Genomic DNA, 22,672 nt, shown 5'->3' with positions numbered 1-22,672 from the left:
ACCGATATCACGGCAGACTGGTGCGGAACGGAAAAGTGCGTCCGTTGGGAAATGTACGTCCGTTGCTCGGGGAGTTCGGGGAGGAGGTGTGGCTGTGGTGACGAAACACCAGGCCGAGCGCCAGGCGAAGCACCGTCGGGCCGGATCCCTGGCCGCGACCGCGGCCCTGCTGTCGGGGATCGCCCTCAGCGCCCAGGCCCATGCCGCCGAGAGGGACGCGTACCTCGCCTCATGCCGTACGTCGGTCGAGGGCTCACGCGTCACGGCGTACTGTCACAACCCCTACCCCGGCACGGACCGGGTCCAGCTGCACGTCGAGTGCGCCCGATGGTGGGACATCGACTCCGACAGCGCCCCCGTCGACGTCGGCCCCACGGCCTACGCCGAGCTGACCCAGCGCTGCTGGAAAGAGGTCGACGACGCCTGGATCAGTCACCGGCCGCTGCCCGATCGCCGCTGAGGCACATGAAGGGGTAGCCGGCCGCCTCCGAGGCCGCCGCGTCGGCGTCCCCCGCCCTGATGGCCTCCACCAGCCGGGCGTGGTCCATGTGGTTCTCCGGCCGCAGGTCCTGGCCCACGTCGTCGCGCAACCAGTCCCGCAGGAGATGGCCCAGGTCGGCGTACAGCTCGGACATGACCTCGTTGTGCGAGGCGGCCACCACGGCCAGGTGGAACGTCGCGTCCGCCGAGACGAACCGCTCCGCGTCACCCGCCTCCCATGCCTCCTCGCGCCGCGCGAGGAGCGCGTCCAGCTGGTGCATGTCCCGTTCCGTACGCCGCTGGGCGGCCAGCCGGGCGGCCGACGACTCCAGCGTGGAGCGCAGCTCGGCGATGTGCCGGGGGTCGGCCCCCGCGAACCTGCGGTGCATCACCCCGGCCAGCTCGCTCGTCGCGACGACGTACGTGCCCGAGCCCTGGCGGATGTCCAGCAGGCCGTTGTGGGCGAGCGCCCGGACCGCCTCACGGACGGTGTTGCGGGCGACCCCCAGCTGCTCGACCAGCTCCGGCTCCGTCGGGATCCGGGACCCGACCGGCCACTCGCCCGAGGTGATCTGGTTCCGCAGCTCCGCGATCACCTGGTCGGAGAGTGCGGACCGGCGGGGAGAGCTGAGCGCCATGGTGCTCCCTTGGCTCGGGAAGGGGGCCTCGTCAGAGGATTGGACAGTCAATCATCCCATGATTCTATGATGGGTCCATGTCCGACGAGCCGCAGATCCCGACCCAGCACCGGATACAGACCCTCACCCCCGCACCTACCCCCGCGAAAACCGCCCCGCACCGGGGGGCGACCTGGCTCACCCGGCTCCTGATCATCGGGCTCGTCCTCGCCGCGCTCAACCTCCGCCCCGCCATCACCAGCCTCGGCGCCCTCCTGGAAGAGGTTCGAGCGGGGCTCCACATGAGCGGCGGCGTCGCCGGCGTCCTCACCTCCGTACCCCCGCTGTGCTTCGCCGTCTTCGGCATCACCGCGCCCCGGCTCGCCCGCCGCTTCGGGCCCGGGGCCATCGTCTTCGCCGGCATGGCGGCCATCACGGCCGGCCTGGTCATCCGGCCCTTCACGGGCGGCACGGTCGCCTTCCTGGCCGCCAGCGCCCTCGCCCTGATGGGCATCGCCGTCAGCAACGTCCTGATGCCGGTCATCGTCAAGCGGTACTTCCCCGACCGCGTCGGCACCATGACGGGCCTGTACTCGATGGCCCTCGCCCTCGGCACGTCCCTCGCGGCCGCCGCGACCGTCCCGGTCACCGACGCGCTCGGCGGAAGCTGGCGCGTCGGCCTCGCCGTATGGGCGGTCCTCGGCGCGCTCGCCGTCGTGGCGTGGCTCCCGCTGGTACGCGACCGGGGCGGCGAGCGCGCGGCGGCGGCCGGGGGGACGGACGCGGACGCGGGGGCGCCGGGGGGCGGGACTTCGGGCGCGCCGGCCGCGGGAGGGGCTTCGGGCGCGGACGACCGGGAGGGCCCCGCCCTCCGGATCACCCGCAGCCGCACCGCCTGGGCGCTCGGCTGCTTCTTCGGACTCCAGGCCACCGGCGCGTACATCACCATGGGCTGGATGCCGCAGATCTTCCGCGACGCCGGGGTCTCCGCGGGCACCGCGGGAGTCCTGCTCGCCGTGACCATGGTGATGGGCGTACCGCTCGCCTTCGTCATCCCCAGGCTCGCCACCCGCATGAAGAACCAGGGCCCCATCGTCGTCGCCCTCGGCCTGTGCGGACTGAGCGGCTACGCCGGTCTCCACATCGCCCCCGCCGCCGGGGCATGGGCCTGGGCGCTTCTGCTCGGCGTCTCCAACTGTGCCTTTCCGCTCGCCCTCACCATGATCGGCATGCGGTCGCGGACCGGTGGCGGGGTCGTACGGCTCTCCGCCTTCGCCCAGAGCGTCGGCTACCTCATCTCCATCCCCGGACCGACGCTGGTCGGCGCCCTGTACGAGCACAGCGGCGGCTGGGGCACCCCGCTCGCGCTGATGATGGGGCTGATGGTGCCGCAGATGGCCGTCGGAATCATCGCGGGGCGGGACCGGACGATCGAGGACGAAGCCTGAGGTGCGAGACTTGGCCCATGCAGCCTGTGCTCGACCCGAATCCCCAGAACGGCCAGAAGAAGCTCCTCATCGTGCTGGGCACGATGCTGGCGATCGGTGTGCTGATCGGAATCATCGCCAGCATCGCCTCACCGTGAGCCGGTGTCCCTGACCGGGTGCCCGTGAGCCGGTGCCCGTGACACCTGGGTGGTGGGGCTGTCCCCACCATCCCCTAGGGGGTCAGGCTCAGGGTCAAGTGGGTGGGTTGCCGGATGGGCCCGGCGGTACGTGATCCGTAGCGTTGAGGTCACTTCGGTACCTCGACCTCGACCTCGGCTTCACGGACCCATGGAGGCGGCCATGTCGGCCCGTACGCACCAGCAACGGACGCACGCCACCAGCGGGACCATGACGGGCGGGGCCCCGACCGGCGGGACCGCGATGGGCAGTGTGCCCCTGGGCGCGACCGGCTCTGCCGCCGGCACCCGGCTGCCGTGGTGGGCCGTGGCACTGCCCGTGCTCGCCTTCGCCGTCCTCTTCGGTCTGATAACCGGGGGCGGTGAGGCGCACGCGGCGGGGGACGACCCGGCGGTCGGCCGGATCCTCGAGCAGATCCAGCACACGCTCGCTCGGTAGGCGGGCGAGCTGGTCAACACCCACCGCTCCACGGCGTGTTTCGTGCGAAGCTGGGGAGCATGAGCGTCGATACACCCCGCAGGATCGTGCTACTCCGGCATGCGAAGGCCGACTGGCCCCAGGTGTCCGACCACGAGCGGCCGCTCGCGGAGCGAGGCCGCAAGGACGCCCCCGTGGCCGGCCGCCGACTCGCGGAGACCGGGATCACCTTCGATCTGGCCCTGTGCTCGACCGCGGCCAGGACCCGTGAGACATGGAAGCTGGCGGTGCAGGAACTGCCCCAGCGGCCCAAGACCGTGTACGAGGAGCGGCTCTACGAAGCCTCACCCGGAGAGATCCTCGCACTGCTCAACGAAACCTCCGAAGACGTGAACGACCTTCTCGTCATCGGGCACAACCCGGGCATGCACGCCGCCGCCGACGCCCTCGCCGGCCAGGCCGACGGGGACGCCCTGGCGCGGATGAACCGTGGCGGCTTCCCGACCTCGGCCTTCGCCGTCGTCGGGTTCAGCGGCTCCTGGAAGTCCGTGGAGCACGGTGTGGGCACGCTGCTGAGCTACTGGGCGCCCCACGAGTAGGCCCCTGGGCCCCGCCGGTACGCAGACAGGGAGAGGCCCGGACACCCGTAGTGGCGTCCGGGCTTCTCCGGCGTGCGGTTCCGGCTCAGACCTGGTCGGCGTCGGCCGCCTCGACCTCTTCGCGGGTGATGCCGAGCAGATACAGCACCGTGTCCAGGAACGGCACGTTGACGGCGGTGTGGGCGGCCTTGCGCACCACCGGCTTGGCATTGAAGGCCACGCCCAGACCGGCCGTGTTCAGCATGTCCAGATCGTTGGCGCCGTCACCGATCGCCACCGTCTGGGCGAGCGGTACGCCCGCCTCGGCGGCGAACCGGCGCAGCAGCCGGGCCTTACCCGCCCGGTCGACGACCTCGCCGGTCACCCGGCCGGTCAGCTTGCCGTCCACGATCTCCAGCGTGTTGGCCGACGCGAAGTCCAGACCCAGCCGGACCTTGAGGTCGTCCGTGACCTGGGTGAAGCCGCCCGACACCACGCCGACCTGGTAGCCGAGCCGCTTCAGCGTACGGATCAGCGTGCGCGCCCCCGACGTCAGCCTGACCTCGGATCGCACCTTGTCGACGACCGACTCGTCCAGTCCGGCGAGCAGCGCCACCCGCGCGTGCAGTGACTGCTCGAAGTCCAGCTCACCGCGCATCGCCCGCGCCGTCACCTCGGCGACCTGCTCCTCACAGCCCGCGTGCGCCGCGAAGAGCTCGATCACCTCGTCCTGGATGAGGGTCGAGTCCACGTCCATGACGACCAGCCGCTGCGCCCTGCGGTGCAGTCCGGCCGAGACGACCGCCACGTCCACGCCGATCTCATGCGCCTGCGTGGCCAGCGCGGTGCGCAGAGGCGCCGTCTCCGTGCCCGACACGGCGAACTCCACTGCCGTCACCGGGTACTTCGCCAGCCGGAAGATACGGTCGATGTTGCCGCCGGTCCCGGTGATCGTGGCCGCTATGGCCGCCGTGTCCTCGGCGGTCAGCGGGTGCCCGAGCACGGTGACGTGCGACCGTCCGGAGCCGCGCGGCCGGTTGTCACCGGTACCGGAGATGATCTCGGCCTGCAGCTTCAGGGACTCGGCCCAGCCGTGCACGGTGGCCCGCAGCTCTCCCTCGCTGCTCACGGTCGGCTCCGTGACGAGCGCGCACAGGACGATGCGGCCACGGGTCACGACCTGTTCGATGTCGACCACGTCGACGGAGAAGGCGGCCAGGGTGTCGAACAGCCCGGCGGTGATCCCGGGGCGGTCCTTCCCGAAGATCTTGACGAGAAGGGTGGGAACGTCAGAGGTCTGCGATGCGCTCATGGTCCCCCCACCGTATCGGCCCCCACGCGGTCGGGCGCGCCCCGTCCCGAGTGCCGGACATCAGTCCGCCACCCGAGCGGTACGGGCCCTCCGCGCCCCCGTACGATCCCTCAGCCGCCCGGCTGCCCCGGCCGCCCCCGCTCCGGCGGGTCACCCGGGTCCGGCAGCCGCAGGTACGGGTTCGTGTCCGGGTTCGGCGGCCGGTGGGGCACCGACGGCGTGTACGGCCCCGGTACGCCGTGCATCCCCGCCTCCGCACCCCACAAGGGCACCGCCCTGGGCGCCGCCGGCAGCCACGCCCGGCGCCCGGCGACCCCCGCCCCGCACGCCAGCAGCGCCCCGGCGCCACCCGCCGCCGCGCCCCACACGAGGCCCAGCAGCAATGCCATGCCCACATCACCCCGCAGCACTACCTCCCCGCCGAAACCGACCCCGACTCCCTCCTCGCCCAGCCACTCGCCGAAGCCACCCCCGCCCGGCAAGCCGCCCCCGCCCAGCCACTCCCTGAAGCCACCCCCGCCCGGCAAGCCGCCCCCGCCCCCGCCCCCGTCCGGGACCGAGACCGACGCGCCCGCCGACACCTCCGCCAGCCACACCGCCAACGGCAGCGCGCCCGCCGACACCCCGCCCAGCCGCACCGCGCACCGCCCCGCGAACGCCACCACGCCGAGCCCGCCCCGCGCCGTCCGCACCGCGGTCAGCACACCGGCGCACAGCATCAACAGCGCCGCCGCCACGACCAACAACCACGCACCCCGCTCCAGGGAGACCAGCCGCCCCACGGTCACGGCGTCGCCGGACGACACGCGCAGCAGCTCGTCCAGGGGGTCCGGCAACGCCCCGGCCCACCCGCCCGAGGCCCGTCCTTCCCAGGGCACGAACAGCCCCAGGGCGACCCCGAGCCACACCCCGTTCGGCGCGCCGAGGAGCGCGGCACCCAGCAGCCTCGCCGGATGGCCGTCACCGACCGCCGCGTACCCCGCCGCCGCCCACCCCGCGCCCACCGCCACCACCGCGACCGTCACCAGCGCGGAGGCGGCGGGCCGTACCACGCGCCGGACCGCGTCCCAGGCACGCCCCGGTGGCAGCGGCGCACGGGACGATGCCAACAGGGCGAGCACCAGCACGCCCAGGACCCAGCAGACCGCGCCCACCAGCGACCGCGCCACGTCGACGCGGAACCCGATCGACGCCCTCGCGTCCACCAGGTCCCCGACAACGCCGAGTCCCGACTCCCCGTCAATCGTGATGACGTCGTGACCCGTCCACGCCAGCGACCAGATCACCGCCACGAAGAGGGTCGCCAACACGCCCACCCGAGCCGCGAGTTCACCCGCGGGCACATAGGCCCGTCCCACCGCCGCCCGTAACGACCGCAGGAAGACGTACGACAGCAACAGCGCCCCCACGAGTCCCACGCCGAGGGGCATGACGCCGAGGGACGTCTCCGCCACCACCACGCCTTCCCGCCCGAGCACCGACGCCTCTCCCCGCGAGGTCACCGAACCGCCCGCCGCGAGCACCACCACGGCCGCCGTCATGGGCCCGAGCGAAGCCCCCGCACCACCCGGCGCATCCGCTCCCAGCAGGTGCAGTCCCAGCGCCGCGACAGCCGCCATACCCACCAGCGCCCAGCTCACGGCGGCGATCGAGGCCAGGATCACATCGAGCCACCGGACGCCCCCACCGCTGCCGTCCTCGTACATAAGGACCCCCCGAAGGACCCTGGATCCGTACCGAGTTGCCCGGTAAGCGCATGATCCGTACGCACTCGTGGGCTCTTACCACTCTCCGGGGGCATTTCTCCTGAGTCAACGGCACACGGGGGCAGGGTGCCGCAGTGCCTGCGCGCTGTCTTCACACCGCCCGACTTTCGATTCCGGCACCGGGCCTGAAATAGTTCCACCCGATGTTCGCCATCCCTAGACTCCCTGCGACGGGGGGAACTCGGGGGACAAGTAGTGGGGCATGGAGTGCCGGAACTCGTACTGGAATTGAACGGAAGGACCTGGACTCTCGATCCGTCCAGGTCGTACACCCTCGGACGTGATCCGCAGGGTGACCTGGTGATCGACGACGCCAGGGTCTCGTGGCGGCATGCCACGGTCAGCTGGAACGGCCGCAGTTGGGTCATCGAGGACCACGGCTCCACCAACGGCACGTATGTGCAGGGCCAGCGGATCCACCAGATGGAGATCGGCCCCGGCTCCGCCGTGCACCTCGGCAACGCGACCGACGGTCCCCGGCTGAGCCTGACCGATGCCGTGGCCGGCGCGGGCGCGTACAGCGCTCAGGCCGCCACCCCACAGGCCGCCCCGGCCCAGGCCCCGCAGGCCTGGCAGCAGCAGGCCCCGGCCGCGCCGCACCAGCAGCCGCCGCAGCCCCAGGGCTGGCCCCAGCAGCCGCAGCAGCCCCACCAGGCGCCGCCCTACCAGGCCCCGGCCCCGCAGGCCCAGGCCCACCAGGCGCAGGCCCCGGCCCAGCCGCACGTCCCGCACCAGCAGCCCGGCCCCGCCGGCCACCCCGGCCCGGCCGAGCAGCTCGCGCAGAAGGTCCCTGGCCAGGGCGGCAACGCCCCGATGGCCGCGCCCGTCCACGCCGAGCGCAGCCCGACGACCTTCCACCAGCTGGCGCTGGGCCGCGTCATGCGCATCGGTCGTGCGCTCGAGAACGAGCTGGTCGTCTCCGACCTCCAGGTCTCGCGCCACCACGCCGAGTTCCACGCGACGCCCGACGGCCGCTTCGAGATCCGCGACCTCGGCTCGCACAACGGCACGTACGTCAACGGCCAGCCGCTCGCCAAGTCCGGCTCCGCGCTCATCGGGCCGAACGACATCGTCGGCGTCGGTCACTCGACGTTCCGGCTGGTCGGCGACCGGCTCGAGGAGTTCGTCGACACCGGTGAGGTCTCCTTCTCGGCCCGCCACCTCACCGTCACGGTCGACGGCGGCAAGCAGATCCTGAAGGACGTCTCCTTCGGCGTCCCGGAGAAGTCGCTCGTCGCGGTCATCGGCCCGTCGGGTTCCGGCAAGTCGACGCTGCTCAAGGCGCTCACCGGTTACCGCCCCGCCAACCAGGGTGACGTCCTCTACGACAACCGGAACCTGTACAAGCAGTTCGCCGAGCTCCGCCAGCGCATCGGTCTGGTCCCGCAGGACGACATCCTGCACAAGGAGCTCACCGTCCGCACCGCGCTCAAGTACGCCGCGAAGCTCCGCTTCCCCGCGGACACCACCGAGCAGGAGCGCGAGGCGCGGATCGACGAGGTCCTGCGCGAGCTCAAGCTCGACATCCACAAGACCAAGAAGATCACCGCCCTCTCCGGCGGCCAGCGCAAGCGCGTCTCGGTGGCCCTGGAGCTGCTGACGAAGCCGTCGCTGATCTTCCTGGACGAGCCGACCTCGGGCCTCGACCCGGGCATGGACCGCGACGTCATGCAGCTCCTGCGCGGCCTGGCCGACGACGGCCGCACGGTCCTCGTCGTGACCCACTCGGTCGCCGAGCTGGCGCTCTGCGACAAGCTGCTGGTGATGGCGCCCGGCGGCTCGGTGGCGTACTTCGGCCCGCCGGAGGAAGCGCTCAACTTCTTCGGTTACGAGACCTGGGCCGACGTCTTCTCCGCCTTCGAGAACTACCGCGACTACGACTGGGCGGGCCGCTGGAAGGGCTCGGAGCACTACCAGATGTACGCCGCGGACATCGACGCCGTGGCCCCGCAGTCGGTGGAGATGCCGTCCGCCCAGTCGATGCGCCCGCCCAAGCCGCAGAGCTGGGGCGCGCAGCTGTGGACCCTGATCCGCCGCTACCTCTCCGTGATCGCCTCCGACAAGGGCTTCATGGCCCTGATGGTGATCCTTCCGGCCGTCCTCGGTGTGGTCTCCACGCTGATCAGCTCGAACTACGGGCTCAGGCCGAGCCCGCGCGGCCCGAACGGCAGCGCGGCGACGATCCTGCTGATCCTCGCGGTGGGTGCCTGCTTCGCCGGCGCCGCCAACTCCGTACGAGAACTGATCAAGGAACGTGTCATCTACGAACGGGAACGGGCCACGGGCCTGTCGCGTTCGGCGTACCTCATGTCGAAGGTGATCGTCCTCGGTCTGATCACCGTCATCCAGGGTGCGATCATCGGCGGCATCGGCTTCGGTATGCGCGACGTACCGGACGAGGGCCTGCTCTTCGGCTCCTCCCTGGTCCGGCTGGAGCTGAGCCTGCCGATCATGGCGCTCGGCTTCACCTCGATGATGTTCGGCCTGATCATCTCCTCGCTGGTGAAGACCGCCGAGAAGACCATGCCGCTGCTGGTGATGTTCGCGATCATCCAGGTCGTCTTCACCGGCTGCCTGTTCACCCTGCACGGCCAGGTCGGCGTCAACGAGTTCTCGTACCTGATGCCGTCCCGCTGGGCCGTCGCCGCCGCCGGAACCACCGCCGACCTCAACCGGCTGTTCCCGAACCAGGACGACCCCACCGACACGGACCCGCTGTGGGACCACGAGGTGGGGCAGTGGATGGTCGACATGGGCGCGCTCCTGGCGCTCGGCGCCCTCTGCGGCGTGATCGTGGCGCGCCTGCTGCGCCGCCACGAGCCGGAGGTCATGCGCAAGTAGGACGTGGCACCAGCCCACGCCGAAGGGCGGCACCCGCACGGGTGCCGCCCTTCGGCGTGGGGGAACAGGCTCAGTAGGCGCTGTTCACGTTGTCCATGGAGCCGTAACGGTCGGCCGCGTAGTTGCAGGCGGCGACGATGTTGGCGACCGGGTCGTACTGGTCGAACTTGGTGCCGGGCACGTGGTAGGCCTTGAAGGTCGGGTAGATGACCTGGAGCAGACCCTTCGACGGGACACCGTTGATGGCGTTGATGTCCCAGTTGTTGATGGCCCGGGGGTTACCGCTGGACTCCCGCATGATGTTGCGGTGGATGCCCTCGTAGGTGCCCGGGATGTTGTGCTTCTTCATGATGTGGAGCGCCTCGCGGATCCAGCCGTCGAGGTTGTTGGCGAACACCGGCTTGCGGGCGGCGGCGCGGCTCGCGGCGGCCTTGGCGGCGGCGCGCTTCTTCGCGGCGGCCTCGGCCTTCGCCTTGGCAGCGGCGGCGGCCTGCGCCTTGGCCTTCGCGGCGGCGGCGGCCTGGGCCTTCGCCTTCGCGGCGGCGGCGTCGGCCTTGGCCTTCAGCTCGATGGTGGTCTGCTGCTCGGCGATGCCGAGGTGGAGCGGCTTGTTCTGCGCGCTGCTGAGCGTGTTCGTGAGCGCGGCGACCGGAGCGGCAGCAGGGGCGGCGGCGACAGCCTGCGGCTCCGTCTCGGCGGCGGCGTCGTTGCCCGGAACGACGGAGAACGCGAGCGCGGCGGCGCTCAGCGTGGCAATGCCGGCGAGGGAAAACTTGTGGTTCTTCTTGAGACGGCTGAGGCCGGGGCGGGTGCTGGACGCGGACATGCAGTCGTACCTCTTCGAATCGCGGGACGTCGCAAGGCCAGGGCGGCGCTTCGCCTGCTCGGCGGGCGACGGATGCAATTCTTAGCGGCAGCAAAATCCTGGGGCAAAGGTGTGACGTACGAAGCCGGGTAGTGGATCAGCGGGTGCCGCGGAGCGCGTCCGCACCGGTCACGCACCCGCGTCACCAGCACTCATCCCGCGCCCATGGGCGCCACTAGCCGGCTTCGTAAGTGACCTGGGTCCTATGCGCGGGCTCACATCGGGCGGGTAACGGTCTCACCATCTGTTGCACGCGCAATGCGCTCAGTGAGGGCCCTCCTCCGGGAGGATGAGGTGGACGTCGCCGAACTCGTGCCAGAGGTACAGCCGCCCCAGCGCCTCGGCGTACGCACGGCCCAGCGCCTCCTGGCCGGCGACCGCCTCCAGCATCAGCAGGTGCGACGCCTCCGGCTCGTGCAGCCCGGTCAGCAGCCCGTCCACGGCACGCACCCCACGCCGGGGGGTGACCACCAGGTCCGTCCAGCCCGACGCCGGACGTACGACTCCGTCGGCACCGGCCGCCGACTCCAGCGCCCGCACCGCCGTCGTCCCCACCGCCACGATCCGGCCCCCGCCCGCCCGCGCGGCCCCGACCAGCCACGCCGTGGCCGCCGGCACCTCGAACCGCTCCGGGTACGGAGGCTCGTGCGCCTCCGTCGACGCCACGCCCGTATGCAGCGTCACCGGCGCGAACTGCACGCCCCGGCTCACCAGCGCGGCCACCATCTCCGCCGTGAAGGGCCGCGCCGCGCTCGGCATCTCCGCCGAGCCCGCCCCGTCCGGGGACGGCCGCGCGAAGACGGTCTGGTACGCGGACAGCGGCTGGTCCCGCTCGGTGTAGCCGTACCGGATAGGACGCCCGTACCCGGCCAGCAGCCCCGGCACACCCACGGAAACGGAAGCCCACCACAGCCGCGCCGGGGCGGACGGCCCCGCCGCCGTCCCCAGCGGCTCCTCCAGCACCAGCTGCGCCCCACCGGGCAGCCGCACCACCCCGCCCGCCGGCCCGCCCGGCCGCGGCCGCGTACTGCCCCGCCCGTCCGGGTCCCGCAGCTCCACCGACCAGCGCCCGTCGTCCCCCCGCGTCGAGAAGTGCACGACGACCGCGTCACCGCCGAGGCGCCCGGTCACCGCGGCGGCCAGCGTCGGGGAGGTGTTCACCACCAGCACGTCCCCGGCCCGCAACAGCCCCGGCAGTTCCCGGAACGCGTGGTGCGACACGGCGAGCCCGCGCGACACCATCAGCCGCACGTCGTCCCGCCCCGCGCCCCGCTGCTCGGCCGGCACCCGCGCGGACAGCCCCTCCGGTACCCGCAGGGTCCCCAGCAGGCTCACGCGTCCACCCCCAGCAGCGCGGTCACCGTGTACCGGCCGCTCACCGGCCGCTCCGTCAGCAGCCGCAGGAAGCCCGGCACCACCGACTCCGGGCTCGGGCGGTCGGAGTCGTCGTCCACGGGGACGGCGGCTTGGTACAGATCCGTCCGCATGTCGCCCGGGTCGACCGCCCACACCCGCAGCCCCGGCTCCTCGACCGCCAGCACCGCCGCCAGCTGGTCCAGCGCCGCCTTGGACGCCCCGTACCCGCCCCACGTCCCGTACGCCTCCGCCGCCGCGTCCGAACTGACCGCGACCACCGTTCCCGCCCCACTCGCCCGCAGGAGGGGAAGCGCCTCCTGTACGAGGCCGAGGGCGGCCACCACATTCGTCTCCAGCGCCACCCGCAGCCCCTCCAGCGGCAACGCGTCCAGCCGTACGAGCGGCTCGGCACCCAGCGCGCTCGCATTGCTCACCAGCAGGTCGAGCCCGCCCAGCTCCCGCGCGGCCGCCACCAGCGCCGCTCGGTGCCACCCGTCCGTGACGTCCCCGGCCAGCGCCACCACCCGCGTCCCGTGCGCACGCGCCTCGCGGGCACTCTCCTCCAGCACGGAGGCGGTCCTGGCGTCCAGCACCAGATCCCAGCCCCGCCGGGCGAGCGCGACGGCCAGCGCCCGCCCCAGTCCCTTGGAAGCACCTGTGATGATCGCTACAGCCATGACACCCATCCCCTGAGAACGTGAGAAACCGAAAGAAACCGAAGAAACCGATAGGAACCGAAGAAACCGGAAAGAGCCGGAGAAACCGGAGGAAACCGGAGAGCCGGCGCCACCGGTGACGACCGATGCCCTCAGCCTGGAACCGCCCCCCGTGCCCCCGCCTCGGCCACGGGCCCGGGTCCGCCCGGGGACTTCGACCTAGGCCTTCCGCCCTAACCGGCCGCCGTCCCCGGTCCGATACGGACTGTCACAGCCCGCCGGTAACGTGAACGCATGACCGATCGACCGCCCCGCTCCGGCCTCGCCGCCGTCAGTACCGCCCTGCTGGCGATGAGCAGGCACCTGGAGGTCCGCGACGTCCTCAAGACGATCGTCGCCTCCGCCCGCGAGCTCCTCGACGCCGAGTACGCGGCGCTGGGCGTGCCCGACGACCACGGGGGGTTCGCCCAGTTCGTCGTGGACGGGGTCAGCGAGGAGCAGTGGAAGGCGATCGGCCCGCTGCCGCGCCAGCACGGCATCCTCGCGTCAATGCTCCACGAGGCGAAGGCCGAGCGCCTCGCCGACGTCCGCAAGGACCCCCGCTTCGAGGGCTGGCCCTCCGCCCACCCCGACATGTCCGACTTCCTGGGCCTGCCCATCCGGGACGGCGACGAGATCATCGGGGCGCTGTTCCTCGCCAACAAGCGCTGCCCGCGGCGACCCGCCCCCGGTGACGGCTGCGGCTTCACCGAGGAGGACGAGGAGTTGCTCGGCATCCTCGCCCAGCACGCCGCGATCGCCCTCACCAACGCCCGGCTGTACGAGCGCAGCCGCGAGCTCACCATCGTCGAGGAGCGCTCACGGCTGGCCCACGAGCTGCACGACGCGGTCAGCCAGAAGCTCTTCTCCCTGCGGCTCACCGCCCAGGCCGCCGCGGCCCTCGTCGACCGCGACCCGGCCCGCGCCAAGGGCGAGCTCCAGCAGGTCGCCGCTCTCGCCGCCGAGGCCGCGGACGAACTGCGCGCCGCGGTCGTCGAGCTGCGCCCCGCCGCGCTGGACGAGGACGGCCTGGTCCATACCCTCCGCACGCAGATACAGGTCCTGGACCGCGCCCACGCGGCGCACGTGACCTTCGACAGCTCCGGGGTGCGGGCGCTGCCCGCCGCCCAGGAGGAAGCGGTGCTCCGGGTCGCCCAGGAGGCACTGCACAACGCCCTGCGCCACTCCGGGGCCGACCGCGTCGCCGTGTCCCTCGTCCGGCGCGGCCAGGGCGCGCTGCTCAGCGTCACCGACAACGGCAAGGGCTTCGAACCCCGTTCCGTCCGCCGGGCGGGCCGCCACCTCGGCCTGGTCTCGATGCGGGACCGTTCGAGCGGCGTCGGCGGGAAGCTCACCGTCCAGTCAGAGCCCGGCAAGGGCACCACGATCGAGATGGAGGTCCCCGGTGGCTGAGGCCGTGCCCAATCGGAAGACCGGGATCCGCGTCCTGCTGGTGGACGACCATCAGGTGGTCCGCCGCGGGCTGCGCACGTTCCTGGAGGTCCAGGACGACATCGAGGTCGTGGGGGAGGCGGGCGACGGCGCCGAGGGCGTGGAGCGCGCCGAGGAGCTGCGCCCCGACGTCGTCCTCATGGACGTCAAGATGCCCGGCATGGACGGCATCGAGGCCCTGCGCAAGCTCCGCGAGCTGGCCAACCCGGCGAAGGTGCTGATCGTCACCAGCTTCACCGAGCAGCGCACGGTGATCCCCGCGCTGCGGGCGGGCGCGTCGGGGTACGTGTACAAGGACGTCGACCCGGACGCGCTGGCCGGTGCGATCCGCTCCGTACACGCGGGTCACGTCCTGCTCCAGCCGGAGGCGGCCGTGGCCCTCCTCTCCCAGGAGGACAACAACGGCGGCACGGGCCGGGGCGGCACCCTCACCGAGCGGGAGCGGGAGGTCCTCGGTCTCATCGCCGACGGCCGCTCCAACCGCGAGATCGCCCGGGCGCTGGTGCTCTCCGAGAAGACCGTGAAGACGCACGTCTCCAACATCCTCATGAAGCTCGACCTCGCCGACCGCACCCAGGCCGCGCTCTGGGCGGTCCGCCACGGCCTGACCGGTTGACCGGCTGACCGGCTGACCGCACCCGGTCAACCGGAACAGCCCCACCGGTCTGAGATTCATACCGTCGTGTGTATGTCACCCACTCGGCGCAACCTGAGCGCCGCGTGGACGTTCTCCATGGCGTGCTGCGGTGATCGCCGCGGCGATAGTCAACGGAGGATGTTCGAAGTGATGAACCTGAAGAAGGCCGCTGCTGTCACCATGGTCGCCGGCGGGCTCGTGGCCGCCGCCGCGGGCGCCGCGTCCGCCACCAGCGGTGCTCACGCGGACGGCGCGGCCATCGGTTCCCCCGGCGTCGGCTCCGGCAACCTGGTTCAGGCCCCGGTCCACGTCCCGGTGAACGTCTCGGGCAACAGCGTCAACGTGATCGGCCTGCTCAACCCGGCCTTCGGCAACACCGCCGTCAACCACTGACGGCCGCACGACCGACACCGGCCCCCAGCCCCACCTGGGGGCCGTCCCACGCCCGGCCACCGGGGCCACCACACGCCGGGCCCAGGGGCGGACGGCGGGGCGCCCCACCGGCCAGGACCAGACGGCAACCGCCCCGCCCCCCGTCACACCGCCCCACCGGTCAGCGCCCCCGCTCCACCCCGCCCCCCGCCCCCGCCCGCCGGTGATACCCGCCCCACCCGTCAGATCGCCCCACCCGTCAGACCGCCCCACCCGTCAGACCGCCCCACTCGTCACACCGCCCCGCCCATCACCCCCGCTCCCGCTCCTCCACCCACGCGTTGAACGCCGCCACTTGCGCCCGCCTGGCCACCCGCTCCACCGGCCGGAGCGCCTCCGCCCGCGCCGCCATCTCCGACGCGCTCACCGCCCCGCCGTGCGCGCCCCCCGTCCCGTACGCCGGCGAATACGCCAGCGAGATCAGCAACCCCACCCGCTGGGCCAGCTCCAGCACCCGCGCCGCCCGCGGCGGATACCCCGGCGCCAGCACCTCCCGCCCGGCCTCCGCCCGCGCCCGGTACGCGTCCAGCGCCGCCTCCGCCGCCGGCCCCGACGCCGCGACGTCCAGCCGTGTCAGCACGACCGTCGCCTCGCGCAGCGCCTCCGCGAGCTCCCGCTCCGCCTCCCCGAGCGACGGCACGTCCGCCGGCGGAGCCTCCCGCACCGGCAGACAGTGCCAGACGACCTCCACGTGCACGTCCTCCGGATGCACTCCACCGCCCGGGCCCGCACCTCCACCCGGACCCGCCTCGTACACCTCCGGTACGAGGCCGAAAGCCGCCCCGTACCCGACGACCGCCTCCTCGGCCTCGAGTGCCCGCGCGTTGAACGCGGGCGGCCCGCTCAGCCCCAGCGGATGGCCCGGCGCCGGCAGCGCCACCCGCCACCCCGTGACCCCGAGCGCCCGAAGCCGCCCCAGTGCCAGCGTCAGGCCGACCGGCCCGTCCTCGCCCGGCAGCCCCTCCACCCGGTGCACGGCGTCGTCCCCGACGATCGCGAGCACGGCCTCATCCGGCGACACCAACCCGGCCAGCAAGGAGTTCCCCCATGCGGCCAACCGTCCTGAACGTGGTTCCGAAAGCATTCCCCCACCCTAGGCACTGTCCAAGGGCCGGACCGAAGGAGACCAAAGGAGACCTAAGGACCGGGTCGCGCCGGCAGTGGCGTAGGTTTTCCCCTGGGAGCTTCGCCCACAGGCGCAAGCGACGACGAGACTCGACCGCATAGGGGAGACAACGCGCTCATGAGCGATGTACTGGAGCTGGTGGACGTATCCGTGGTCCGCGACGGACGTGCTCTGGTGGAAGACGTCTCCTGGTCGGTCAAGGAGGGCGAGCGCTGGGCCATCCTCGGTCCCAACGGCGCCGGCAAGACCACCCTCCTCAATGTCGCCTCCAGCTACCTCTTCCCCAGCTCCGGCACCGCCCGCATCCTGGGCGACCAGCTCGGCAAGGTCGACGTCTTCGACCTCCGCCCGCGCATCGGCATGGCCGGCATCGCCATGGCCGAAAAGCTGCCCAAGCAGCAGACCGTCCTGCAGACCGTCCTCACCGCCGCGTACGGCATGACCGCGACCTGGCACGAGAACTACGACGCCGTCGACGAGGACCGCGCCCGCGCCTTCCTCGACCGCCTCGGCATGACGGAGTACCTCGACCGCAAGTTCGGAACCCTGTCCGAGGGCGAGCGCAAGCGCACCCTGATCGCCCGCGCCATGATGACCGACCCCGAGCTGCTGCTCCTCGACGAGCCGGCCGCCGGCCTCGACCTCGGCGGCCGCGAGGACCTGGTGCGCCGCCTCGGCCGCCTCGCCCGCGACGCGTACGCCCCCTCCATGGTCATGGTCACCCACCACGTCGAGGAGATCCCGCCCGGCTTCACCCACGTCCTGATGATCCGTCAGGGCAAGGTGCTCGCCGCCGGACCGGTCGAGATGGAGCTCACCTCCCGCAACCTCTCCCACTGCTTCGGCCTGCCGCTCGTCGTCGAGCGCGTCGGCGACCGCTACACCGCCCAGGGCCTCCCCCTCGGGTAAGGCGCACCCGCACCCACCGCGCCCTGTCCGCGACCCGACCACCGGTCCTACCATGACCAGGTGGACATCGACGCATGGGTCTGGTGGCTGATCGGCGCGGTGGGACTCGGCATCCCGCTCGTCATGACCGCGATGCCGGAATTCGGAATGTTGTCCGTAGGAGCGATCGCCGGGGCCGTCACCGCGGGCCTCGGGTTCGGCGTGGTGCCCCAAGTGGTGGTCTTCGCCGTCGTCTCCGTCGCGCTCATCGCGGTGGTACGCCCCATCGCGACGCGCCACCGCGACGGGCGGCCGCAACTCGCCACCAATGTCGACGCCCTGAGAGGCCGCCAAGCCGTGGTCCTCGAACGCGTCGACGGCGCCGGCGGCCGCATCAAACTGGCCGGCGAGATCTGGTCCGCCCGCGCCCTCGATGCCGATCAGGCCTTCGAACCGGGCCGGCAGGTCGACGTCGTCGAGATCGACGGAGCCACCGCCGTAGTGATGTGACGAGACACCAGGAGTCGCAACCTGGTCAACTCCCGCCGAACTGCGCACGCATGGCCCCGCCGTCTGCGAAACTCGATCATCGAACCATCCGGCAACAGAACCGGCAGACAACCGGCAGCGAAGGGCACGGGGAACACACGATGCCATCAGTCATCATCGTCCTGGTCATCCTGGTGGTGCTCGTCTTCATCGCCCTGATCAAGACGATCCAGGTCATCCCGCAGGCCAGCGCCGCCATCGTCGAGCGCTTCGGCCGCTACACCCGCACCCTCAACGCGGGACTGAACATCGTCGTCCCGTTCATCGACTCGATCCGCAACCGGATCGACCTCCGCGAACAGGTCGTCCCCTTCCCGCCCCAGCCGGTGATCACCCAGGACAACCTGGTCGTGAACATCGACACCGTCATCTACTACCAGGTCACCGACGCCCGCGCCGCGACCTACGAGGTCGCCAGCTACATCCAGGCGATCGAGCAGCTCACCGTCACCACCCTCCGCAACATCATCGGAGGCATGGACCTGGAGCGGACCCTCACCTCCCGTGAGGAGATCAACGCCGCCCTCCGCGGCGTCCTCGACGAAGCCACCGGCAAGTGGGGCATCCGCGTCAACCGCGTCGAACTGAAGGCCATCGAGCCCCCCACCTCCATCCAGGACTCGATGGAGAAGCAGATGCGCGCCGACCGGGACAAGCGCGCCGCGATCCTCACCGCCGAGGGCATCCGGCAGTCCCAGATCCTCACCGCCGAGGGCGAGAAGCAGTCCGCCATCCTCCGTGCCGAGGGTGAGGCCAAGGCCGCCGCCCTGCGCGCCGAGGGCGAGGCCCAGGCCGTCCGCACGGTCTTCGAGGCCATCCACGCCGGCGACCCCGACCAGAAGCTCCTCTCCTACCAGTACCTCCAGATGCTCCCGAAGATCGCCGAAGGCGACGCCAACAAGCTCTGGATCGTCCCCAGCGAGATCGGCGACGCCCTCAAGGGCCTCTCCGGCGCCTTCGGCAACCTCGGCAGCGGCGCCCCCGGCTTCAACACCGGCTCCACCGGCAAGGAACGCCCCCCGGCACAGCGCCGCGAAGAACCCCCGGTCGACTGACGCACCCACCCCTTCGTGCATGATCAGTGCACCAAGCACGGATCCCGCAAGCACTGATCCTGTACGAAGGGCACAGCGTGACGATCTGGGAGATGCTCGCCGTCTTCGCCGCAGGCATCGGCGCCGGCACGATCAACGCCATCGTGGGATCGGGAACGCTGATCACCTTCCCGGTGCTCGTCGCCACCGGCCTCCCGCCGGTCACCGCCACCGTCTCCAACGCCCTCGGCCTGATCCCCGGCGCCATCAGCGGCGCCATCGGCTACCGCGCCGAACTCACCGGCCAGCGCCGCCGCATCCTGCGCCTCAGCGCCGCCGCCGCCACCGGAGGACTCTGCGGAGCCATACTGCTCCTCCTCCTGCCCTCCACCGCCTTCGAGACCATCGTCCCCGTCCTGGTCGCGCTCGCCCTCGTCCTGGTCGTCCTGCAACCGCGCATCTCCCGAGCGGTCCAGCGCCGACGCGACCGCGAAGGTGCCCCCGGTGACCCCGACGGCGGCCCGCTCCTCTTCACCGGCCTGCTCCTCGCCAGCGTCTACGGCGGCTACTTCACCGCGGCCCAGGGGATCATCTACCTCTCCCTGATGGGCATGCTGCTCCACGACAGCCTGCAGCGCCTCAACGCGACGAAGAACGTCCTCGCGGCCGTCGTCAACACCGTCGCCGCGCTCTTCTTCCTCTTCGTCGCCGACTTCGACTGGACGGCCGTGCTGCTGATCGCCGTCGGCTCGACCATCGGCGGCCAGCTCGGCGCCAAGGTCGGCCGTCGCCTCCCACCGGCCGTGCTGCGCGCGGTGATCGTCGTCGTCGGAGTCATCGCGATCGTCCAACTCCTCACCAGGGCATGACCCCGTGCCACGGAAACACACCGAAGCCCGCCCCGGCCTGACGGCGAGACGGGCTTCCGGCTCCGGACTTCAGGTCACGCGGCCGCCGACGCCAGCCAATCGGGCAGCTCGGCCCGGTCCCGCGCGGCGAGCGCCAGCAGCATCGCGTCCGCCGGCGACGGTATGAACGGCTGGTGCAGCAGCGGCATCCCCGCCTGCTCCGGCGTACGGTCCGCCTTGCGGTGATTGTCCTCCGCGCACGACGCCACCGTGTTCAGCCAGTTGTCCCCGCCACCCTGCGCCCGCGGCACCACGTGGTCCACGGTCGTCGCGCGCCGTCCGCAGTACGCGCACCTGTGCTGGTCCCGTACCAGCACACCCCGCCTCGACCACGGGGCCTGTCTTCGGAACGGCACCCGGACGTACCTGCAGAGCCTGATCACCCTCGGCACCGGGAGTTCGACGGCGGCCGCCCGCATGCGCAGCCGCGGATGCTCCTGCTCGACAACGGCCTTGTCCTGGAGGACGAGCACCACCGCACGGTTCAGCGTCACCGTCGACAGCGGCTCGAAGCTCGCGTTGAGCACCAGCGTGTCCCGCATCCTGCCCACCTCCCGTGTGCCGGCCCTGCCCTCGTGGCGGGCCTGGGGCTGGGACCAACTCTGGCCGGGCGCGCCGGGTTGGACAACGCAATATCCGTGCGCAACGAAAGATGCCCGCTCCTGATCTCTCCAAGACCAGGAGCGGGCAAACAAAAAGCGAACGATCAGCTTTCCGCCGGTTCCGCGTAATGTCCGATCAGCTGAGCACGCGCCAGCGTGTGGAACCGGAGGTTGAACCCGACCACGGCGGGCGACGCGTCCGCGTCCGGCCCGAGCCTCTCGGTGTCCACCGCGTACACGGTGAAGACGTAACGGTGGTCCTCACCCTTCGGCGGCGCCGCACCACCGAAGTCCTTCGACCCGTAGTCGTTACGGACGTGCACCGCCCCCTCGGGCAGCCCCTCGAACTTCCCGCTGCCCGCGCCCGCGGGAAGCTCCGTGACCGACGCCGGGATGTCGAACAGCACCCAGTGCCAGAACCCGCTCCCGGTCGGCGCGTCCGGATCGAAACACGTCACGGCGAAGCTCTTCGTCTCCGCAGGGAAACCCTCCCACCGCAGCTGCGGCGAGGTGTTCCCCTTCGCGTAGACCTGCCCGTCCGCCAGCACGGCATCCGGCGCGATGTCGTCGCTCACCACGGTGAACGACGGCACCTGCGGATGGAAGTCGTGCGGGAGCGGCGCCCTCTTCTGCACGGTCACGTCAGAACCTCCGTCTCGCTGTTCCTCGATGGTCCCTGCCGAGCCTAGAGCCAGTTGCGGCGCCCACCGACATCGGCGAGCCACTGGTTGAGGTAGGCGGCCCAGTCGGTGTTCTGGAAGTCGTTCAGCCCCACCGTGAACGCCCGGTAGGAGTCGCTGCCCTCACTGAACAGCCCCGGCTTCTTGTCCATCTCCAGCACGACGTCCATCTCGTGCTCGTCCGCGATGAACGTCAGCTCCACCTGGTTCAGCCCCCGGTACTGCTGCGGCGGCAGGAACTCGATCTCCTGGTAGAACGGCAGCTTCTGCCGCGTCCCACGGATGTGCCCACGCTCCATGTCCGCGCTCTTGAAGCGGAAGCCCAGCTGGATGAAGGCGTCCAGGATCGCCTGCTGCGCCGGCAGCGGGTGCACATGGATCGCGTCCAGGTCACTGGAGTCCACCGCCCGCGCGATCTCCAGCTCCGTCGTCACCCCGATGTCCATGCCCCGCAGCTGCTGACCCGCGATGGTCGTGACCGGCGTCTCCCACGGAATGTCCAGCCCGAACGGCACCACGTGCACCGCGCCGGCCTTCACCTCGAAGGCCCCACCGAGACGCACCTTGGTGAACTCGATGTCCTGCTTGACCTCCTGGTCACCGCCCTCCACCTCGACCCGCGCCTGCAGACCGACCGACAGCCCCTCGATCCGCTGATCCACCGAACCGCCCTGGATGCGCACCTCGCCCTGGACGACCCCGCCGGGCACGACGTTCGCCTCGGTGAGCACCGTCTCCACCGACGCGCCCCCTGCACCCAGGCTCGCGAGCAGCTTCTTGAACCCCATGTTCACTCCTTTTCGGATCCTGACCCCTACATACGCGCATACGCGGAGGGACCGCGGCCGGTTCCCAGTACGCTCGTACGACATGATCGAGAGCTCCGACCGTACGCCGCTGCCGCGGGACTTCTTCGACCGCCCCGTACTGGAGGTCGCCCCCGACCTGCTGGGCCGCACCCTCGTACGCATGACGGACGACGGCCCCATCGAGCTCCGCCTCACCGAGGTGGAGGCATACGCGGGCGAAGCCGACCCAGGCTCCCACGCCTACCGGGGCCGCACCGCCCGCAACGCCGTCATGTTCGGCCCGCCCGGTCACGCCTACGTCTACTTCACCTACGGCATGTGGCACTGCCTGAACCTGGTGTGCGGGCCCGAGGGCGCCGCGAGCGGTGTCCTCCTACGGGCCGGCGAAGTCCGAGTCGGCCAGGAGCTCGCCCGCAAACGTCGACTCTCGGCCCGCCACGACAAGGAACTGGCCAAGGGCCCCGCCCGCCTCGCCACGGCCCTGGACGTCGACCGCACCCTGGACGGCACCGACGCCTGCGCCGGCCCCGACTCCCCTCTCTCGGTCCTCACCGGCACCCCGGTCCCTCCCGACCAGGTACTCACCGGCCCCCGCACCGGCGTGGGCGGCGACGGCGCCGACCACCCCTGGCGCTTCTGGATCGACGGCGACCCCACGGTCAGCCCCTACCGGGCCCACTCGCCGCGTCGGAGGAGGACTTGACTTGGGAGGCCGAACCGCCTAACGTCTACCGAGCTGCAAGAGCTGGGCCTGCCGTTCCAGGCACCCCAGGGCAGCCATCCACCACCCAAGATCGATCTCCCTCAAAAGGGTTCGCTTTTCGGCATGTCCGGAATGCAATCCAGCGGCCCGATTATGAGTCGCAGAGAGAATGGTCTAAAGTGATGGAGCGCCGAAAGGCAAAGGTCCTCCAACGGCCACCGGAAACAGAATCCGAACCGGGAACGGAACGGAAAAAGGATCTGGTAAGGTTGGAAACACGAAATACCGAAGGGAAGCGCC

24 protein-coding genes are annotated in these 22,672 nt (G+C 71.4%); 14 read left to right on the top strand and 10 right to left on the bottom strand.

Features of this window, described 5'->3' with window-relative positions; all coding sequences use genetic code 11:
* Positions 1-97 precede the first annotated feature (97 nt).
* A complete protein-coding gene (locus ACZ6C1_RS15610) occupies positions 98-460 on the top strand; it encodes a hypothetical protein (protein WP_469241286.1) in 363 nt (120 codons plus the stop codon).
* Here ACZ6C1_RS15610 and ACZ6C1_RS15605 read toward each other — a convergent pair.
* Positions 429-1,118, bottom strand: coding sequence for a FadR/GntR family transcriptional regulator (locus tag ACZ6C1_RS15605; RefSeq protein ID WP_469241284.1), 690 nt, complete (start codon positions 1,116-1,118; stop codon positions 429-431). The two genes, ACZ6C1_RS15610 and ACZ6C1_RS15605, sit on opposite strands and share 32 nt — an antisense overlap.
* A gap of 77 nt (positions 1,119-1,195) precedes the next feature.
* On the opposite strand from ACZ6C1_RS15605, the gene ACZ6C1_RS15600 reads away from it, so the two are divergent.
* From ACZ6C1_RS15600 to ACZ6C1_RS15585, 4 genes are all read left to right on the top strand, one after another.
* The gene (locus tag ACZ6C1_RS15600; protein WP_469241282.1) at positions 1,196-2,545 is read left to right on the top strand and encodes a CynX/NimT family MFS transporter; all 1,350 of its coding nucleotides are present in this window, start codon (positions 1,196-1,198) and stop codon (positions 2,543-2,545) included.
* A 17-nt stretch (positions 2,546-2,562) separates the two neighbouring features.
* Positions 2,563-2,682 (top strand): SGM_5486 family transporter-associated protein, encoded by a 120-nt coding sequence (locus ACZ6C1_RS15595; RefSeq protein ID WP_469241280.1) that lies wholly within the window; start codon positions 2,563-2,565, stop codon positions 2,680-2,682.
* Positions 2,683-2,884: 202 nt separating this feature from the next.
* Positions 2,885-3,160 (top strand): hypothetical protein, encoded by a 276-nt coding sequence (locus ACZ6C1_RS15590; protein ID WP_469241278.1) that lies wholly within the window; start codon positions 2,885-2,887, stop codon positions 3,158-3,160.
* A gap of 59 nt (positions 3,161-3,219) precedes the next feature.
* Entirely contained in the window at positions 3,220-3,738 is a 519-nt protein-coding gene (locus ACZ6C1_RS15585; protein ID WP_469241276.1) for a SixA phosphatase family protein, read from the top strand.
* An 85-nt stretch (positions 3,739-3,823) separates the two neighbouring features.
* Here ACZ6C1_RS15585 and serB read toward each other — a convergent pair whose 3' ends face one another.
* Positions 3,824-5,029, bottom strand: a complete 1,206-nt coding sequence (gene serB, locus ACZ6C1_RS15580) for a phosphoserine phosphatase SerB (protein WP_469241275.1) — start codon at positions 5,027-5,029, stop codon at positions 3,824-3,826.
* A gap of 110 nt (positions 5,030-5,139) precedes the next feature.
* Positions 5,140-6,735 carry a streptophobe family protein gene (locus tag ACZ6C1_RS15575; RefSeq protein WP_469241273.1) on the bottom strand — a complete coding sequence of 532 codons (1,596 nt, stop codon included), beginning with the start codon at positions 6,733-6,735 and terminating at the stop codon, positions 5,140-5,142.
* A 267-nt stretch (positions 6,736-7,002) separates the two neighbouring features.
* Between ACZ6C1_RS15575 and ACZ6C1_RS15570 the strand changes: the two genes are divergently transcribed.
* Positions 7,003-9,636, top strand: a complete 2,634-nt coding sequence (locus tag ACZ6C1_RS15570; protein ID WP_469241271.1) for an ABC transporter ATP-binding protein/permease — start codon at positions 7,003-7,005, stop codon at positions 9,634-9,636.
* Between the two features lie 70 nt (positions 9,637-9,706).
* On the opposite strand, the gene ACZ6C1_RS15565 is transcribed toward ACZ6C1_RS15570, so the two are convergent.
* The 3 genes from ACZ6C1_RS15565 to ACZ6C1_RS15555 form a co-directional block, all read right to left on the bottom strand.
* Positions 9,707-10,462 carry a transglycosylase SLT domain-containing protein gene (locus tag ACZ6C1_RS15565; RefSeq protein WP_469241269.1) on the bottom strand — a complete coding sequence of 252 codons (756 nt, stop codon included), beginning with the start codon at positions 10,460-10,462 and terminating at the stop codon, positions 9,707-9,709.
* 303 nt (positions 10,463-10,765) lie between these two features.
* Positions 10,766-11,836 (bottom strand): S-adenosylmethionine:tRNA ribosyltransferase-isomerase, encoded by a 1,071-nt coding sequence (locus ACZ6C1_RS15560; protein ID WP_469241267.1) that lies wholly within the window; start codon positions 11,834-11,836, stop codon positions 10,766-10,768.
* Positions 11,833-12,534 carry an SDR family NAD(P)-dependent oxidoreductase gene (locus tag ACZ6C1_RS15555; protein ID WP_469241265.1) on the bottom strand — a complete coding sequence of 234 codons (702 nt, stop codon included), beginning with the start codon at positions 12,532-12,534 and terminating at the stop codon, positions 11,833-11,835. Before ACZ6C1_RS15555 ends, ACZ6C1_RS15560 begins: the two co-directional genes overlap by 4 nt.
* A gap of 273 nt (positions 12,535-12,807) precedes the next feature.
* On the opposite strand from ACZ6C1_RS15555, the gene ACZ6C1_RS15550 reads away from it, so the two are divergent.
* The 3 genes from ACZ6C1_RS15550 (at position 12,808) to ACZ6C1_RS15540 (ending at position 15,034) form a co-directional block, all read left to right on the top strand.
* Positions 12,808-13,965 (top strand): GAF domain-containing sensor histidine kinase, encoded by a 1,158-nt coding sequence (locus ACZ6C1_RS15550; protein WP_469241263.1) that lies wholly within the window; start codon positions 12,808-12,810, stop codon positions 13,963-13,965.
* The gene (locus ACZ6C1_RS15545; protein ID WP_469241260.1) at positions 13,958-14,620 is read left to right on the top strand and encodes a response regulator; all 663 of its coding nucleotides are present in this window, start codon (positions 13,958-13,960) and stop codon (positions 14,618-14,620) included. Before ACZ6C1_RS15550 ends, ACZ6C1_RS15545 begins: the two co-directional genes overlap by 8 nt.
* A gap of 168 nt (positions 14,621-14,788) precedes the next feature.
* Positions 14,789-15,034 carry a chaplin gene (locus ACZ6C1_RS15540; protein WP_469241898.1) on the top strand — a complete coding sequence of 82 codons (246 nt, stop codon included), beginning with the start codon at positions 14,789-14,791 and terminating at the stop codon, positions 15,032-15,034.
* Between the two features lie 289 nt (positions 15,035-15,323).
* On the opposite strand, the gene ACZ6C1_RS15535 is transcribed toward ACZ6C1_RS15540, so the two are convergent.
* Positions 15,324-16,157, bottom strand: a complete 834-nt coding sequence (locus tag ACZ6C1_RS15535) for a hypothetical protein (protein ID WP_469241259.1) — start codon at positions 16,155-16,157, stop codon at positions 15,324-15,326.
* A 159-nt stretch (positions 16,158-16,316) separates the two neighbouring features.
* Between ACZ6C1_RS15535 and ACZ6C1_RS15530 the strand changes: the two genes are divergently transcribed.
* The 4 genes from ACZ6C1_RS15530 to ACZ6C1_RS15515 all read left to right on the top strand — a co-directional run bounded on the left by ACZ6C1_RS15530 (position 16,317) and on the right by ACZ6C1_RS15515 (position 19,539).
* On the top strand, positions 16,317-17,108 hold the full coding sequence (locus ACZ6C1_RS15530; protein ID WP_469241257.1) for an ABC transporter ATP-binding protein: 792 nt from the start codon (positions 16,317-16,319) through the stop codon (positions 17,106-17,108).
* A 60-nt stretch (positions 17,109-17,168) separates the two neighbouring features.
* Positions 17,169-17,597 carry an NfeD family protein gene (locus tag ACZ6C1_RS15525; protein WP_469241255.1) on the top strand — a complete coding sequence of 143 codons (429 nt, stop codon included), beginning with the start codon at positions 17,169-17,171 and terminating at the stop codon, positions 17,595-17,597.
* 140 nt (positions 17,598-17,737) lie between these two features.
* Positions 17,738-18,691, top strand: coding sequence for an SPFH domain-containing protein (locus ACZ6C1_RS15520; protein ID WP_423548760.1), 954 nt, complete (start codon positions 17,738-17,740; stop codon positions 18,689-18,691).
* A gap of 77 nt (positions 18,692-18,768) precedes the next feature.
* Positions 18,769-19,539, top strand: coding sequence for a sulfite exporter TauE/SafE family protein (locus ACZ6C1_RS15515; RefSeq protein WP_469241253.1), 771 nt, complete (start codon positions 18,769-18,771; stop codon positions 19,537-19,539).
* 74 nt (positions 19,540-19,613) lie between these two features.
* Here the strand turns inward: ACZ6C1_RS15515 and ACZ6C1_RS15510 are convergent, their stop codons facing one another.
* The 3 genes from ACZ6C1_RS15510 to ACZ6C1_RS15500 all read right to left on the bottom strand — a co-directional run bounded on the left by ACZ6C1_RS15510 (position 19,614) and on the right by ACZ6C1_RS15500 (position 21,648).
* Complete coding sequence (locus tag ACZ6C1_RS15510; protein WP_469241251.1) at positions 19,614-20,120, bottom strand: HNH endonuclease; 507 nt, start codon at positions 20,118-20,120, stop codon at positions 19,614-19,616.
* Positions 20,121-20,284: 164 nt separating this feature from the next.
* A complete protein-coding gene (locus ACZ6C1_RS15505; RefSeq protein WP_469241249.1) occupies positions 20,285-20,821 on the bottom strand; it encodes a YbhB/YbcL family Raf kinase inhibitor-like protein in 537 nt (178 codons plus the stop codon).
* A 44-nt stretch (positions 20,822-20,865) separates the two neighbouring features.
* Positions 20,866-21,648 carry a sporulation protein gene (locus ACZ6C1_RS15500; protein WP_469241247.1) on the bottom strand — a complete coding sequence of 261 codons (783 nt, stop codon included), beginning with the start codon at positions 21,646-21,648 and terminating at the stop codon, positions 20,866-20,868.
* Positions 21,649-21,730: 82 nt separating this feature from the next.
* Between ACZ6C1_RS15500 and ACZ6C1_RS15495 the strand changes: the two genes are divergently transcribed.
* On the top strand, positions 21,731-22,372 hold the full coding sequence (locus ACZ6C1_RS15495; protein ID WP_469241246.1) for a DNA-3-methyladenine glycosylase: 642 nt from the start codon (positions 21,731-21,733) through the stop codon (positions 22,370-22,372).
* The last annotated feature ends 300 nt before the right edge of the window (positions 22,373-22,672 follow it).

The organism is Streptomyces sp. NPDC041796 (assembly GCF_055590785.1).
Note: the sequence above shows the minus strand (reverse complement) of the source record. Positions and strands in the feature narration are given on the sequence as shown.